The organism is Sphingobium sp. TomTYG74 (assembly GCF_055393875.1).
This window is the reverse complement of record NZ_AP027342.1, coordinates 445,751-462,631: the sequence shown is the minus strand read 5'-3', so window position 1 is coordinate 462,631 and position 16,881 is coordinate 445,751. Positions and strand designations below refer to the sequence as shown.

Genomic DNA, 16,881 nt, shown 5'->3' with positions numbered 1-16,881 from the left:
TTAAGAAGCCATCTCACCAATTCCAGCCAACCAACTGGAACGGTAAGAGGAAATATCCTGATCGAGCGGTTTGACAAGGCTGAGCGATCCCTGCGGCTTCAGGCGCGGATCAATCAGGCGCAGCGCACCGAAGGACACGTCATTATGGGCGTTGGCCGTATAGACCTGCATTTCGGGCCGCAGGGAAGCCAGAGCCCGTACGAACACCTCCGCATCGGCAAAGCGTCCTTCGACCAGCAGGCGGTCGCGCGAGCCGATAAGGTTCAGCATCGTGTCGGCCACCAATGCGGCATAAAGGCAGACCGCCGCGCGCCGCTGATACCAATCTTCCGGCCGTGCGATCCAGTTGCCGCTTCCGGTGGGGTAGGGGCCAAAGCCCTGCGCTAAAGTCGGCAGCAACATCGCGCCCGATTGCAGGACGTCCGACACAGCGGCCAGCAGGGCCGGTTGATCGGGTTTGATATCGACGCGGCGCGTGTCAAATTCGATCACAGTCTCGATTTCGCGGCCACCCATGAAGCGGGCCGAAGGCACGGCGCATCCATAGGCGTCGACGTTGACCAGACAATCGCGCCCTTCGGCAAGGCTGCTGGTTGCCAAAGCTTCTTTTGGCAAGCGCATCGCGATGAACCAGGTGCCGGTGGACAGGATGGTCGAATCGCCTTGTGCGATCTCGTCAAATCCGCGCGCGGCAAGCAGCGCCGCGTTGGAATCGTGCAGCCCGGCAAGAACGCGGATATTGGGAGAAAGGCCGGTGCGCTCCGCCAGCTCGGGCCGGATAGTGCCCAGGCTGTCCGCCGCCTTGACCAGCGGCGCAAAACGCTCCGCCCAGCCGAGCCGTTCGGCCAGCGGCGAGAAACGGGCCTGATCGGGCGTCCATAGGTCGCTGTGGCAGCCGAGGCTTGTCACTTCCGTCGCTGCGGTCCCCGACAGGAACCAGCCCCAATATTGCGCCCAGGGCAGCAGGGTCGCCGCCGTCATTTCGGCCGGGTAAAGGCGATCGAGCCAGTAAAGTTGCGACCCGATATTAAGGCCGTCGGGCAGGGCGGGCGAGCCGGTGATCGCAAAGGCATCGCGCTCCTTGCGATAGGCGTCCATGACTTCGTCCGGAATAGGCTGCTCATAATCGAGCGGCGCGAAGGCAAGTGCATCGCCGACAAGCGCAGCTACGCCTGCGCCATGCGCGACGGGGACGATGACTTCCACGGGACTCGATGCGTAGCGCGACAGTGATTCTGTGAGCCAGTCGGCGATGCCTGCAGTGTCGAGGCGGCGAATCCCGTCCTCGATCCGCACCTCGTTCGGGCGGACCTGGCGGTCCAGAATCTGGCCGTCACGAGACCAAAGGGACACTTTACTCAGCGTTTTGCCGATATCGACGATGATGGCGAAGCCGCAGTTCAGTTCGTCCTCCCGCATGAAACTTTTCTCATATTGTTTGATCGAATATGATCGATTAGTAACGCAAAGGATTGATAGAGGAAAGCGCAAATGATAATAGGAGCGCCATGAACATGCAAAATCCAGTCTCGTCGGCGGCCATCCCCTTTGCCGTTCCCTCCAGCCGCTGGGATGACGGCGTCGCCGCGACTCTCAGCCCTGCCGAATTGCTCCTCTATCGGTCGAACCTGCTCGGTTCGGACCTGACGGTGACCAATTTCGGCGGCGGCAACACCTCCGCCAAGATCGTGGAGACCGATCCCCTGACCGGCGCGCAGACCGAAGTGCTGTGGGTCAAGGGTTCCGGCGGTGACATCGGATCGATGAAGCTGGATGGCTTTTCAACGCTCTATCAGGAAAAGCTGCTAGGCCTTGAGAAGCATTATGGCGGCCCGAACGACGACGACAAGATGGTCGGCTACCTGCCTCACTGCACGTTTAACCTGAACCCCCGCGCCGCCTCGATCGACACCCCGCTGCATTCGCTACTTCCTTTTGCACATGTCGATCACGTCCATCCCGACGCCATCATCGCGCTTGCCGCGTCTTCGGGTGGCGAAGCAGCGACCAAGGAAATCTGGGGCGGCAAGATCGGGTGGCTGCCGTGGAAGCGCCCCGGCTACACGCTGGGCGTGCAGCTGCGCGACTATGTGAAGGCTAATCCGGGCGTCGAAGGCGTAATGCTCGCGGGCCACGGCATCATCTGCTGGGCCGACAGCGCCAAGTCCTGCTACGAGCATACGGTCGAACTGATCGCGGACGCAGCCAATTATCTGAACGCCAAGCTGGCGCAAAAGCCTGCCTTTGGTGGTCAGGTCGTTGCTCCCAATACCGATCGTGCGGCGATCGCCGCCGACCTGATGCCCCGCTTGCGCGGCCTGATGACCGGCGCGCGCACCAAGGTCGGCCATTATTCGGACGACGCCGAAGCGCTGGAGTTTGTCGGTTCGGCCGAATTCCTCCGCCTCGCCGGATTGGGCACATCCTGCCCCGACCATTTCCTGCGCACGAAGATCGCGCCGCTGCCGCTCGATCCGGCGAAATTGCAGGACGATGCCTATCTGGCGGAGCAGATCGCGGCCTATCGCGACATGTATGCGGCCTATTATGAGCGTTGCAAGCGGTCCAACTCGCCCGCGATGCGCGATGCCAACCCCATCGTCGTGCTGGTGCCGGGCGTCGGCCGCATCACCTTCGCCGGTGACAAGACCACCGCGCGCCTGGCCGGAGAGTTCTACGGCAACGCCATCAACGTGATGCGCGGCGCCGAAGCGATCGGTGAATATATCGCGCTGGACGAACAGGAAGCGTTCGACATCGAATATTGGCTGCTGGAAGAAGCGAAGCTCCAGCGCATGCCCAAGCCCAAGCCGCTGGTTGGCAAGATCGCCCTCGTAACTGGCGGCGCGGGCGGCATCGGAGCCGCGACCGCCGCGCGCCTGCTGGCCGACGGTGCTTGTGTCATGCTCGCCGACCGTGCCGCCGACGCGATCGAAGAGGTCCGCGCGGGCTTTGCCAAGCAGTTCGGCAAGGATGTGATTCGCGCCGCCGTCTGCGACGTGACCGACGAAGCGCAGGTCCAGGCCGCGTTCGATGATTGCGCCCGCGAGTTCGGTGGCCTCGACATTCTGGTCGCCAATGCGGGCATCGCCTCGTCGGCGCCGATCGAGGAAACGACGGTCGCCCTGTGGCGCAAGAATTACGATGTGCTGGCCGAGGGCTATTTCCTCACCGCTCGCGCCGCCTTTCCGCTGATGAAGCGGATGAAGGAGCAGGGCGGCGCATCAATCGTGTTCATCGGTTCGAAGAATGGCGTCGCCGCCGCGACCAACGCGTCGGCCTATGCTTCGGCCAAGGCTGCTGCCAACCATCTGGCGCGCTGCCTGGCGCTCGAAGGCGCGCCCTTCGGCATCCGCGTCAACACGGTGAACCCGGATGCGGTCATCAAGGGCAGCAAGATCTGGGACGGCGACTGGCGCAAGGAGCGCGCCGGAGCGCATGGCATTGACTCGGGCAAGGAGCTGGAGGAGCATTACCGCCAGCGTTCGATGCTGAAGCGCGACGTGCTGCCGTCCGACATCGCCGAAGCGGTTTACTTCCTCGCTGGCGACATGTCGGCGAAGTCGACCGGCAACATGATCAATGTCGATGCGGGCAACGCCCAAGCGTTCACGCGCTGATCGGCAACGGAGAGGCTATCAATATGACCAACCTGCCCATTTCCGCCGAACTGATCGCGGAAGCCAATGCCCGCGACACGCAAGCACTGGAAGAAGATTATGCCGCGCTCGGCCGGAAGCTGTCGCGCACCGGCATCGACATCGAAGCGATCAAGGACCGCGTGGCGGGCTTTTCCGTCGCCGTGCCCAGCTGGGGCGCGGGACGGGGCGGCACCCGCTTCGCCAAGTTCCCGATCGCAGGCGAGCCGACGAACATTCACGAGAAGCTGGAAGATTGCGCCGTCATCAACCAGCTGAGCCGCGTCACGCCACGTGTATCGCCGCACTTTCCCTGGGACAAAGTAAGCGATTACAAGGGCCTGCGCGAAGAAGCTCAGAGCCTCGGCCTGGGCTTTGATGCCGTCAATTCCAACACCTTCCAGGATCAGGTTGGACAGGCGCAGACCTACGCCACGGGATCACTGTCCTCGACCGTGGAAGCTACGCGTCAGCAGGCCGTCGAGCACAATATCGAATGCATCGAGATCGGCCGTCAGCTGGGTTCAACCGACCTCACCGTCTGGGTCGGCGACGGCACCAACTTCCCGGGCCAGCAGGACTTCGCCCGCAGCCTGGACCGCTATCTGGAGGCTGCAGCTCAGGTCTATGCGGCGCTGCCCGACGATTGGCGGATGCTGCTGGAACATAAGATGTTCGAGCCGGCCTTTTATTCGACGGTGATCTCGGATTGGGGTTCGTCGATCCTAGCCGCGCAGGAACTGGGTCCGAAGGCCAAGTGCCTTGTTGACCTTGGCCACCATGCGCCCAACGTCAATATCGAGCAGATCGTGGCGCGCCTACACCGGTTCGGCAAGCTGGGCGGCTTCCACTTCAACGACAGCAAATATGGCGACGATGATCTGGACAGCGGTTCGATCAACCCGCACCAGCTGTATCTGGTCTTCAATGAGCTGGTCGAGGCGGAACTGCACCCGCGCGACGGGTTCAACCCCAGCTACATGATCGACCAGTCGCACAATGTGACTGACCCGATCGAATCTATGCTGTCGTCTGCCGAGACGATCACAGCTTGCTACGCCAAGGCGTTGCTGGTCGATCGCGACGCGCTCCACGCCGCGCAGGAAAGCAATGACACGATGATGGCGTTCCAGGCGCTGCGCCGTGCCTATAATGTCGATGTCGCGCCGATCATTGCCAAGGCACGTCTGGAAGCTGGCGGAGCAATTGATGTGCTTGCGACCTACCGCGCCAGTCTATGGCGCGAGCGCAAGGCGCAGGAGCGCAAAGCCGTTGGGCTGGGCGCAGGCATCGTCTGATTTGAGAATGTGAAAGGCCGCAGCCATATTCTGGCGGCGGCCTCCTTGCTCCATTTGTCTTTGTTTCCCGCATTTTTTGCCAGCAGATAATAACATCTGCTTCGAAAAATGCTCTAGGCTAATCGGCCTATTCAGACGCTTGGCGCAGACTGCGGGCGCCATTCGCCAAAAGCCCGATGTCGGTGCCGACAGACAGAAAATCGACCCCTTCAGCGATGCGCTGCTGTGCATCATCAGGTGAAATGGCAAACAGGCCCGCTGGTTTTCCAACCGACCTGATGCGGCTCAGCGCCTTGGAAATTGCCTGCTGCACATTAGGGTGACCGGGATTACCAAGATGTCCTAACGACCCGGCGAGATCGGCGGGGCCGATGAACAGCGCATCCACACCCGGCACGGATGCGATATCCTCTATCGCATCCAGTCCTGCTCGGCTTTCGATCTGAACGATTGTGAATATCCCCTCATGCGCGGACGCCAGATAGGATCTATCGACGCCGAACCCCGATGCGCGGCTGGTCGCGCTTGCGACGCCGCGTATGCCAAGAGGTGGAAACCGTGTAGCCGCGACGATCCTTTCAGCCTGCGCAGCACTTTCCACCATAGGCACCAACAGGGTCTCGAATCCGATATCGAGATACTGTTTGATGATTGCCGTTTCGCCAACGGGAACGCGTGCAACCGGGGCTACCGGATAGTTGGAGATCGCCTGAAGCTGCGCCAGCAACGTTTGCAATGTGTTGGGCGCGTGCTCCCCATCGAACAACAGCCAATCAAAGCCCGCACCCGCGCAAATCTCTGCCGTATAAGGATTCGCCAGCGCCTGCCAAAGCCCGATCAACGGGCGTCCTTCATCCAACAGCGTACGAAAAGCGCTCATGCGAAGCGCACCGAAATGGCGCCCAAGGGACCATAGTCCACATGAAAGCTGTCTCCCGGACGAGCGGGCACCGGCGCGGTAAAACTGCCGCCAAGGATAATTTCTCCCGCCTCCAGATACTCGCCATAAGGAGTCAGCTTGTTGGCCAGCCAGGCCGGGCCATTGGCCGGATGATTGAGCACCGCCGCGGCAACGCCCGAATCCTCGATCACTCCGTTGCGGTAAAGCAGCGCGGAAACCCAGCGCAGGTCAACGTCCATCGGACGGATGGGCCGACCCCCGAGTACGATTCCGGCATTGGCGGCATTATCCGATATCGTATCGAACACCTTCCGCGTCACGCCACTTGCCTTGTCCACCTGCTCAATGCGCGCATCGATGATCTCGATCGCTGGAACAATATAGTCCGTCGCCGACAGAACATCGAAAATCGTGCAACCGGGGCCAGTTAAACGACTTTTGAGGATAAACGCCAACTCCACTTCGACGCGTGGAACAATAAACCGATCGATCGGGATATCCTGGCCATCGGGAAATAACATGTCATCGAGCAACAGCCCGAAATCGGGTTCGCTGATATTGGACGATCTTTGCATCGCGCGGCTGGTGAGGCCGATCTTGCGCCCAATCGCGCGTCGTCCAGCGGCGATCTTCCTAGCAACCCATGCGCGCTGCACGGCGTAGGCATCCTCAATTGTCATGTCGGGATGGGCCAGTGAAAACTGGGCAACCTGCGTGCGCGATTGTTCGGCGGCCTCGAGTTGATCCGCCAGGCGGGCGATGGTTTCATCGGCGAGTGGCATGATCAAAATAATCCGGAGTTTGAGGCAACTAAAGTGCGCATTTTCTGCTCGTTGCGATCATTTCACGCACTTCCTTAGATCGTCCCGCTCGACACGCGGGGCCTCCAATACGCAGCCCGCTATCTATTTAACATGATAACTTGTCAAGGCATATCCCAAAGCTCTGCACGTGATGACGCGGCATCGTCATGCTTCCGTCCACGCCCCACATTGGCGCCCGCGCGCCAGAGGTCTGGCGATGAAAATATATGAAAAAGGAACGAACAGCTATATTCATGAACGATATAAATTAACATAAGATATATTCACATGCCACGCAGAATATAACAATTCACTTCTTCTCGATAAAATCAAGAAAAATCAGCTCAGCAGCAAGCAACTGGTACAGACGCATACGTTATCATTGCAATTTTTTGTACATTAAAGAGGTTGAGAGTTCGGCGCGAGGAACATCAAACAGTCTCCCGTCATCAAGAAGGACGGCAGATGCCTCGTCAACGTTTGGCCGTCCACTAAAGCCTTGAATGAATCCTCATCAAGATCGATAGGGTATGCTCCTTCAGAGGGGAAATGGACAGATTCATTGCAGTCCAACCGGAGCATCTGAAGAACATTTCGGTAATCTTCCAGGTCGTCAAAGGTGCTATGATGTGGGCTTGTAACGGTTCGCAATCCACGCCTGTCGTCTGGCGTGTAATTGCTGGGGCACCCGCTAAGATGAGGTAAACGGCTTGAAGCTATCCCTTTGTAATTCATGAACAAAGAATCTAGAAAGTCCCTCACCGTTTCCTCGTTGAGGAACTAATCTTTTAGAAACAGGGAAACGCCGTCACGCTTTCTTGGATTGAAATTTATTTTCAGGACGGGCAACTGCGACGAGGGATGACCAAAATCGAGGGCTCGTATTCCTGTTTCGAATCGGCATGATGAGGTGCTAACAGTAGATTTTGGTTCCGGTAGCGCGGCAGAGCACATCCATACTGGCTAACGGACATTGAGGTCTTTTTGCATGCAAGAGGCGGCAGCTGCCGAGCGCCTCAGATCGGTATCCGCCTTGCGCAACCGTAGAATAGCGACGGACTGCCAGGGCCTACGACGGGAAATGAAGCCGCGAGAACCCGATGATATGATCGATCAATGGAAGAATATGTAGCGATAAGGCCCGCCAACTGACTCATTGATCGGATGGATATGCTGGCGACCGAACAGGCTTGGATTTAGACACGAAAATGGCATTTTTCGGAGGCTCCGATCATCATTTTGCCTGCACAAATGAGTCCAGCGCTATGTCGTTTGTCCAGTGAGAGGTGTCGCCTTATAACAATGATGGTCAGGCAGGGGGCATGCCCGAATAGCCGCCACGGTCATTATGATCGATAATATATATTATGTTAAATAACTCTCGGGCGAGCGCGCAGAGCCTACCTCGGCGATCCAACCCAGCCCTCAATTCTCAGTCCTGGTAGGGGGTCTACGTACCGCTCCGCTGGCGGTTTCTGCTCGCATGGTTCCCGACCGGTATCGGCGGATCAAATGGAGAAACGAATGTTCGGCTCGAAGCGCCACCGGCCCCATTGACCGATGGCGCTTCGCCTTACTCAACTACCGAAATGATATCGGATCGATACGCCGTACATTCGGGGCTCCCCATATATGTAGGAGTTGAAGCCATTCTGATAGGATACGCCCTGGCTACTGATGATATACTTTACGTTAGTAAGGTTGGTTGCGAACGCGCCAAGGTCGAAGTTCGATCCTCCGACATTCTGCCACTGCAAGTTCATGCTGAGCAAGCCGTAGCCATCACCCGGGCCGCACTGGCCTGACCCGGCATAGGCTCCGGAATTCAGGCGGGGGCAGTTTCCGCCGATATAGGCGAACGGTTCGTCAACGGGTGCCTTCGAAGGCGACGTGTATTGGGCATCGATATAGGAATAGGTAGCGGAAATGCTGACCTTCCCGATAGACTCATCCAGCGGCAAATCCACCCTGCCGGTAATGCTGAACTGGTTCTTCGGCGTGAACTGGAAAGGTATGCCAGTCAGGACGCACTGGCCCGTTGCGCCATTGAACGGAACGCCCACGCCGCAGTCGAAGCCGGGCGGCAGGCCGTAGGCGGGAATGCCGTCAGGAAACAGCGATGGCGCCGTATATTTGTCGTATTTCGCAGCGATGTGCGAATAGGTCCCCGATAGCGTGAGCCAGCTTGCGGGCCGCAACTCGCCTTCGAATTCCACACCCTGGATATGCGCTTTCCCCGCATTGCTGGTCTGAGCGCCAAAGACTTGCTGCCCATTATAGAAATAGGCGGTTCCTCCTGTCCTCTGCAGATCCTTATAATCCGTGTAGTAGTAATTGATATTCGTGCGGATCGGAATGCTGCCGATGTGCCAATCGGCTTTTATGCCTGCTTCATAAGCCGTTACGAATTCGGGCTGGAACGAGCGCAGTTCAGGCGCGGGCGTTGCAGTGCCGACGCCGCCTGTCTTGTATCCACGACTGACCTTTGCGTACAATAACACATTCTTGTCGACATTGTAGTCGAGGCCCGCTGTCCAGTTTGGCGCCTTGAATTTGGCACTCGATGACGTAACCGGAGCGTCGGGGAGGCCGAAGTTTGAGAAGGCCGTCAGCTTGTCCCATGTATAGCGATAGCCGACTGTCAACCGTAGCCCATCAAGACTATCAGAGAAACTGCCGAACGATAACGTTCCCTGCGCATAAAGCGCTTTGCTGTCTGACCTTTGGCCTCTTCTTGTCGGGTTAGACGCGCTGACAAGCTGCGGACCTGTCGGCTTAACATTCTGGTAGTAAGCGCCTACCGTGAAGTTAAGCGCGTCTTCACCCAAATTGCCCTGAATCTGAGGTTCGATCGAATATTGGCGTGCGTCAGTGTAATAGTTATATTTCGAAAATCCACCGGGACTAATCTCATCCCCCCCGATCAAAGTTCCGCCATTTGTCGATAGCGGCCTGTGATCGTCGGGATAACCGTCACCGTCAAAAGGCGCGCTGTTCTTCAGATGCTGATAATTGGCGATGTTGCGGAACGTCAAAACATCCGTGAGTTTTGCCGAGAAGATATCTGTTACGGAGAAATAGCGCGTGCGTTCGCTAAAGAGCAGTGGGCTAAGGGCTACCGAACGGATACCGCGATCAATCTGCTGTTGCAGATATGTGCTGAACGGCAACCCCGTCTGAGGATCCACACCGTCGGGAACCGCGTTGAGCACCGTCCCGGTGCCATGTTCCTGAACGCGAGCGAAGGTCGCAAGAAGATAATTCTCAATCCCCTCCGCCGGGCGCCAAGTTAAGCCTGCGCGGAATGAATAACGGTTGCGATTGTCCAAGTCTGTGTCAGTGGTGATCTCGTGCGTAAAGCCGTCCCGCTTTTGATAAATGCCGGCGACACGCAGCAAGAGTTTGTCTTCAACAATTGGCACGTTGAGAGCACCGCGCAATTCGATCGAATCGTAATTGCCATATTGGATCTGGCCATAGCCTTCGAGACGATCGGTTGGACGCTGCGGCTCGAACAAGACGGCGCCGCCTGTCGTGTTGCGGCCGAACAGCGTGCCTTGCGGCCCGCGCAATACCTGCAGGCTGGCGAGGTCATAATAATTGAGGCCGCCACCATTCTGCGCATTATTGCGCTGATCGGCGATGATCGGAACCTCGGCGGAATAGAGCACCACGCCTGGGGCTGCATTGAAAGTCGCGCCTTGGCCACGGATGGTCACGTTCTCGCTATTGCGCTGCTGGCCAGAGCCGCCGACAACGAGCGACGGCACTTGTCCGAGCAAGTCCTGCGTGTTTGAAATATTTCGCTGCGTGAGCGAGCCAGCATCAAAGGCAGTGGCAGAGATCGGGACATTTTGAAGCCGTTCGGCCCGCCTGCGTGCCGTCACGATGATTTCCGACAGACCGGAGGGCGCAGAACCGCTTGCCGCTGTCGTGGGCTCATCCGGTCCCGTCGACGTCTGAGCAAAGGCCGTTCCAGCGCAGCCGACGAGAGCTACACTCCCCATCAAGGTGCGAACGAGAAATAGATGTCGCGCAATCATGAAATCTCCCCTTTTTGCCTGGTAATATTTTTCGAATATTTTTCGATCATCTAATGGACATAATAGTTATAAAGATAATCGTATATCTAACGATATAAAAGTTCATGCCATCAACCAGAATGGTTATGACTTGAATCACGTCAGAATTCTCAATCACGAATCGATTTACGAACTTATCAGCTCTGATCTTAAACTCAGCAGGATCATCCCGACTCGGAGATCGGATCATCAGCGGATGGAGTCTTTCCTTTCTAACTCTCCGTGATATCTGCCCCTTTCCTATACCTCCCCGCTGAGCAACGTGTGTTCGCGCCAAATACTTGGTGGATGACAAGGTTTTGTCAATGGGGAAAATCAGATGCCCCGGACGATCGTCAGGGAGAAGCGCGATTCGAGCGTCTCACCGCAAGCCCACTGGGTCTCCCTGATCTTTTCCCATTTCTGTTTCGTCGGTTGATCGCCGCCCAGCCAGAGATATAAGCGGCCCATGAACGATGACCGTATTGGAACCAAGCGCCGGAAACCCGGCGTCTATTCGCGCGGAGCCGAAACGGTGAACGCCATCCTTAAGGCGGCGCTGCATGTATTGGTCGAGGAAGGCTCCAGCGCCTTTACGCTCCAACGCATCGCTACCGAATGCGGTTTGAAGGTCGGACACGTCAATCATCACTTTCCGCGCAAGGAGTTGTTGGTCGAGGTGCTGCTCGACGAAATTCTTGTTGCGGGCGAAACCCAGATCAACGGGGCGATGGAACAGCCCAGCCTTTCCGCAGAGGACGGGTTAGCGCGGTTGATCGCCCATATTCTTGATGACGTCAGCACGAAGCAGACCGCGCATCTGTTTACCGAGCTTTGGGCAATGGCCAACCATAACAAATTGGTGGCGGACAGGCTGGGGGTACTGCATCGCCATGTCCATCAGATGATAACCTCTTTCGTGGAGCGGTTGAACCCCGCGTTGAGCCATAAGGATGCGGAAGTGGTGGCCATATTCATATATGGCGCGACAGATGGAATGACGATGTTTTCGGGCTTTGGGCGGCCCTGGGCATCCGACATGCCCGGCGTCAAAAATATCGCGATCAAGGGGTTGGTAGAGCTCGCGAAAACGATCACTCCGCGAGACATATCGAAACTCCCCAAGGCAGACGCTAAATCCCGGGCCAAGTAGGGCTGACGCGCAGGGCGCCAAACGGAAACGGGATGACCAGATGCACGGCCTCTTCTAGGCTTTGCCTCTGCGCGCGCGCAGGAAATGCGCGTTGCTCAAAAAACGGTCATTGACAAAACTTGGTGATTGCCAAATATTCAGACCATGCTTCTGACGACGGAATTGCCCGGCGGCAGGAGCCGTAGTTTCACGACGCAAGGCAAAAGTCGGCACCGCAGCCATACTGCGCAACGGCTGCAATTTCGATCATCCTCATCGTTAGATGGATGAACTGAATAAAGATGTTCCGGACAATAGAATGATATTGTTCTGAATAAGATAATTTCGAGAGGTGATATGGGTATTCAGGACAAGCTGGATCGCTCGCAATACACGGTGTCGATAGATGATTATGCCGAAGGCATTGCAACACGGCTGAAGTTATTGATCGAAACCGATCCGCAAGTCGCGGCAGCGATACCGGACCCTGCAATCAACACTGCAAAGCGTCTCAGCGGTCTCGGCTTCGCCCAGATCGTGGCGATTTGCATGGAGGGCTATGCTGACCGCCCTGCGTTGGCGGAGCGCGCGGTGGAACTGAAGGTCGATCCCGCGACTGGCCGGGCCACGCGGGAAATCCAGAAGCATTTCGAAACAACGAGCTACGCCACGCTATGGGACCGGGCGCGTCGACTTGCGGCCTTCTGGCACAATAATCCTGATCAGTTGCTGGGAGCCGATGAGTTTCTCTGCCTTCTTGCCTTTGGCAGCGTGGACTTTGCGACGGTCGATCTTGCCGCGATCCACAATGGGGCGGTAGCGGTTCCCCTTCAGGCCAATGGGGCGTTCCAGCAGTCGCTGTCCATCTTCAACGAGGTGGCGCCAAGTTGGCTCGCGGTCAGCCTGGAGTATATCGAAACGGCCACCGAACTGGTCATCCAGGGCCATCGTCCGCGCGGTGTGCTGCTGTTCGATTATCATCCGGAGGTTGATGACGAGCGCGAACGGTTCGAAGCCGCCCGGGCAAAGCTCGCCGATGCGGGTCTGTCGCATTTGCTGGTCACGCTGGAAACGGCTCTGACGGAGGGCAGCGCCCTGCCGCCCGCGCCGCTGTTCGACAGGGCGGACGGAGAGCGGTTGAGCACGATTTACTATACATCGGGAAGCACCGGCCTGCCCAAAGGCGCGATGCTGCCTGAGCGGATGATCAAGCAGCTGTGGCTCGTCGATTCGCCCATGCCGATGATCAACCTCATCTACATGCCGATGAACCACACGTCCGGGCGCAGCATCGTCTTCTCGCTCCTGGGGCTGGGGGGCATCGGCTATTTCACGGGTAAGAAGGACCTGTCCGAACTGTTCGACGACATGCGCATTTGTCGGCCGAGCTACATGATGCTGGTCCCGCGCGTGTGCGAAATGATTTACCAGCAATATCAGGTCGCGCTCGACCGGCGCTCCGTACCCGGCGCGGACTTGGACACGGTGAAGGCCGAGTTGCTGCGCGAAACGCGCGATATTCTCCTCGGCGGGCGGCTGCTCGTCGCTTCATTCGCCTCGGCCCCGCTCGCCCCTGAACTATCGCAGTTCATGGAAGAATGTTTGGGCTACAAGCTCGGCAATAATTATGGCGCCACCGAAGTCGCCGCAGTGCTGACTGACAACCGCATTCAGCGTCCGCCGGTGATCGACTATAAGCTGGATGATGTGCCGGAGCTTGGCTATTTCAAGACCGATAAGCCCTATCCGCGCGGTGAGTTGCGGATCAAGACGTCGAGCATCATGCTTGGTTATTATAAGCGACCTGATGTGACCGCCGAAGTTTTCGACGAAGACGGATATTACAAGACCGGCGATATCATGCAGGAGATCGCCCCTGACCATCTGGTCTACATCGATCGCCGCAACAATGTGCTGAAGCTCGCCCAGGGCGAGTTCGTCGCCATTGCCCGGTTGGAGGCGATCTTCACCAACGGCGATCCGCTCATCCGGCAAGTCTATCTTTACGGCACCAGCGAGCGCGCATTTCTGGTGGGCGTGTTCGTGCCCAATGAAGCGACGCTCCAGCAGATGGGCATCGCCGATGATCCGGCTGCGATCAAGGACGCGTTGCGCGAAGCGATCCAGAACATCGCGCGCGCAGAACAGTTGCAACCTTATGAAGTGCCGCGCGACTTCATCGTCGAGCATGAGCCCTTCAGCGCAGAGAATGGCCTGCTGGCGGGCATCGGCAAATATCAGCGGCCCAAGTTCAAGGAACGCTATACCGGCGCGCTTGAATCCGTTTACGACAGGATCGCGGCAAGCCAGCAGGATGAGCTTGAGGCGCTGCGCCGTGAAGGCAAGGAGCTTCCCGTGCTCGAAGCCGTCGCCCGCGCCGTCAAGGCGACGCTCGGATTGGAGGATGTCGATCTTTCCAAGCGGATGAGCTTCTCCGATCTGGGTGGAGACTCGCTCTCGGCCGTGTCCTGCTCGCTGCTGCTTGAAGATATTTACGGCATCGATGTACCGGTATCGGTCATCAACAGCCCTGCCGGAAGCATGCAGGACCTCGCCCAGTTCATCGAACGGGGTCGGAGTGGCGAGGCGAAGGGAACGACTTTTGCGTCGGTACACGGCGCCGGTGCGAAGGAGATCCGCGCGAGCGACTTGACGCTGGATCGCTTCATCGATGGCAGTGTCCTCGACGCGGCGCGCAACGCCTCGCCTCCTTCGACGGAAGTGCGGACGGTTTTCCTCACCGGAGCGAACGGCTTTTTGGGGCGGTTCCTCTGCCTGGAATGGCTGGAGCGCATGGCCGACGTAGGCGGCAAGCTGATCTGCGTCGCGCGTGGTCGCGACGCAGCAGCGGCACGGCAGCGCATAGCGCAGGTCTTCAGCAGCGACCCACAACTTAAGAGCCGCTTCGAGGCACTCGCCGACGTGCATCTGGAGGTTCTGGCAGGCGATCTTGGCGAACCGCAGCTTGGCATTGCCGATGCCGATTGGAAGCGGTTGGCCCAGGATGTGGATCTGATCGTCCATCCGGGCGCCCTCGTGAACCATGTGCTTCCCTATCATCAGCTGTTCGGCCCCAATGTCGCTGGCACGGCGGAGGTCATACGCCTGGCGATCACGCATAGGCTAAAGCCCATCAACAATGTCTCGACCGTGGCAGCAGCCCATACGCCGGACGGCGTGATGATCGACGAAGACGCCGATGTGCGCACGACCTCCCCCGTCCGGCCACTGTCGAGCGAGGGCTATGCCGATGGCTATGCCAACAGTAAATGGGCGGCCGAGGTTCTGTTGCGGGATGCGCATGACCGCTTCGGCCTGCCGGTTGCGACCTTCCGATCGGACATGATCCTGGCGCACAGCCGTTATGAAGGGCAACTCAACGTCCCCGACATGTTCACCCGCTTGCTGCTCAGCATCGTAGTGACGGGGCTGGCGCCGCGGTCATTCTACAGCGGCACGGCCAAGCCCCATTATCCCGGGCTGCCGGTGGACTTCACGGCAGAGGCCATCGCCGTCCTGGGGGCAAAGGCGACGAGCGGCTATCGCACCTACCATGTCATCAATTCCCATGATGACGGCATTTCGCTGGACAGCTTCGTCGATTGGATCGACGCCGCCGGATATCCCGTTCAGCGGATCGAGGATTACGCCGACTGGCTCGAACGTTTCGGCACCGCCATGCGTGCGCTGCCCGAGGATCGGCGGCAACATTCGTCGCTGCCGCTGCTGCACCAGCTGCAATATCAGATGCCGGGAGAATTCGGGACCAGCGTTCCTTCCGCCCGCTTCCGCGCGGATGTGATCCGACATGAAGTGGGCGCTGCCAAGGATGTCCCGCATCTGTCGCGAGAACTGATCGGCAAATATCTGGCTGACCTCTCCGGTCTCGGCCTCATCTAAGGACAATAGACACAGTCATGACCAACTTGACCAAAGGCTATGCCGCGCTGGCCTCCGATACCGATCTGGAGCCCTTCTCCTTCGCCCGCCGGGATCTTCGTGCCGACGACGTGGCGATCGATATCCTCTATTGCGGCGTGTGCCATTCCGACCTGCATCACGTTCGCAACCACGGGGGGTATGTCACCTATCCTACCGTTCCTGGCCATGAGATCGTTGGCCGGGTGGCGGCTGTCGGGAGCAGCGTCAGCAAATTCCAGCCCGGCGACATGGTTGGGGTGGGCTGCTATGTGGACTCCTGCCAGAAGTGCAAGCCATGCAATGCGGGTGAAGAGCCCTATTGCGTGGAATATGCGACGCCCACCTATGGGTTCGCGGATCGGCATGACGGCATGCCATCGCAAGGGGGCTATTCCGAGAATATCGTCGTTTCGGAGAAGTTCACGGTGCGCATCCCCGATGGGCTGGATGCGAAGGCGGCGGCGCCATTGCTGTGCGCAGGCATCACCACCTATTCACCGCTGCGCCACTGGAAGGTCGGCCCGGGGCACAAGGTCGCGGTGATCGGCCTGGGCGGCCTGGGTCATATGGGCCTGAAGTTCGCCAAGGCGATGGGCGCCGAAGTGACGCTGTTCACGCGCAGCCCCGACAAGGAGGAAGAAGCACGCCGCCTGGGCGCGGACCATGTCGTGCTGTCGACTGACGAGGCGCAGATGGCGGCGGCGGCCAACAGCTTTGACTTCATCCTCGACACTGTTCCCAACGCGCATGACGTGAATCCCTATGTCGCGACACTTGCGTGGAACGGGACACTCATCCTGCTGGGATTGCTCGGCCCGATCGATCCGCCGCTGCACAATGTGTCGCTGATGATGGGCCGCAAGTCGGTCGCCAGCTCCAATGTCGGCGGGATCGCCGAAACGCAGGAGATGCTCGATTTCTGCGCAGAGCATGGCATCGCGAGCGACATCGAACTGATCGACATTCAGGACATCAATGCCGCCTATGAGCGCATGGAAAAGGGCGACGTGCGTTACCGATTCGTCATCGATAACGCATCGTTGCGGGAAAAATGAGGCAGCTATTGTGAGCAAAGGTAGCCGCTCGTCACAGTTGATGTGGCGGCTACGCTCGCCTTCTCCACTTTT

General features: G+C 58.4%; 10 protein-coding genes. 5 read left to right on the top strand and 5 right to left on the bottom strand.

Features of this window, described 5'->3' with window-relative positions:
• On the bottom strand, nt 1–1,419 hold the full coding sequence (locus ACZ5TB_RS15175) for an FGGY-family carbohydrate kinase (RefSeq protein WP_464793233.1): 1,419 nt from the start codon (nt 1,417–1,419) through the stop codon (nt 1–3).
• 89 nt (nt 1,420–1,508) lie between these two features.
• Here ACZ5TB_RS15175 and ACZ5TB_RS15170 point away from each other — a divergent pair, with 89 nt between their 5' ends.
• Together ACZ5TB_RS15170 and rhaI are read left to right on the top strand one after the other, a co-directional pair.
• Complete coding sequence (locus tag ACZ5TB_RS15170) at nt 1,509–3,620, top strand: bifunctional rhamnulose-1-phosphate aldolase/short-chain dehydrogenase (protein WP_464793232.1); 2,112 nt, start codon at nt 1,509–1,511, stop codon at nt 3,618–3,620.
• Nucleotides 3,621–3,643: 23 nt separating this feature from the next.
• Nucleotides 3,644–4,936 carry an L-rhamnose catabolism isomerase gene (gene rhaI / locus ACZ5TB_RS15165; RefSeq protein ID WP_464793231.1) on the top strand — a complete coding sequence of 431 codons (1,293 nt, stop codon included), beginning with the start codon at nt 3,644–3,646 and terminating at the stop codon, nt 4,934–4,936.
• A gap of 127 nt (nt 4,937–5,063) precedes the next feature.
• On the opposite strand, the gene ACZ5TB_RS15160 is transcribed toward rhaI, so the two are convergent.
• The 4 genes from ACZ5TB_RS15160 to ACZ5TB_RS15145 form a co-directional block, all read right to left on the bottom strand.
• Complete coding sequence (locus ACZ5TB_RS15160) at nt 5,064–5,816, bottom strand: HpcH/HpaI aldolase family protein (protein WP_464793230.1); 753 nt, start codon at nt 5,814–5,816, stop codon at nt 5,064–5,066.
• Nucleotides 5,813–6,619, bottom strand: a complete 807-nt coding sequence (gene hpaH, locus ACZ5TB_RS15155) for a 2-oxo-hept-4-ene-1,7-dioate hydratase (RefSeq protein ID WP_464793229.1) — start codon at nt 6,617–6,619, stop codon at nt 5,813–5,815. The genes ACZ5TB_RS15160 and hpaH overlap by 4 nt, the downstream gene beginning before the upstream one ends.
• A gap of 1,598 nt (nt 6,620–8,217) precedes the next feature.
• Entirely contained in the window at nt 8,218–10,683 is a 2,466-nt protein-coding gene (locus ACZ5TB_RS15150) for a TonB-dependent receptor (RefSeq protein ID WP_464793228.1), read from the bottom strand.
• 354 nt (nt 10,684–11,037) lie between these two features.
• Complete coding sequence (locus ACZ5TB_RS15145) at nt 11,038–11,172, bottom strand: hypothetical protein (protein ID WP_464793227.1); 135 nt, start codon at nt 11,170–11,172, stop codon at nt 11,038–11,040.
• Between ACZ5TB_RS15145 and ACZ5TB_RS15140 the strand changes: the two genes are divergently transcribed.
• The 3 genes from ACZ5TB_RS15140 (at nt 11,171) to ACZ5TB_RS15130 (ending at nt 16,809) form a co-directional block, all read left to right on the top strand.
• Complete coding sequence (locus ACZ5TB_RS15140; protein WP_464780261.1) at nt 11,171–11,854, top strand: TetR/AcrR family transcriptional regulator; 684 nt, start codon at nt 11,171–11,173, stop codon at nt 11,852–11,854. The genes ACZ5TB_RS15145 and ACZ5TB_RS15140 overlap by 2 nt on opposite strands.
• A gap of 336 nt (nt 11,855–12,190) precedes the next feature.
• Nucleotides 12,191–15,733, top strand: a complete 3,543-nt coding sequence (car, locus tag ACZ5TB_RS15135) for a carboxylic acid reductase (protein ID WP_464793226.1) — start codon at nt 12,191–12,193, stop codon at nt 15,731–15,733.
• Between the two features lie 17 nt (nt 15,734–15,750).
• Complete coding sequence (locus tag ACZ5TB_RS15130; protein WP_464793225.1) at nt 15,751–16,809, top strand: NAD(P)-dependent alcohol dehydrogenase; 1,059 nt, start codon at nt 15,751–15,753, stop codon at nt 16,807–16,809.
• The last annotated feature ends 72 nt before the right edge of the window (nt 16,810–16,881 follow it).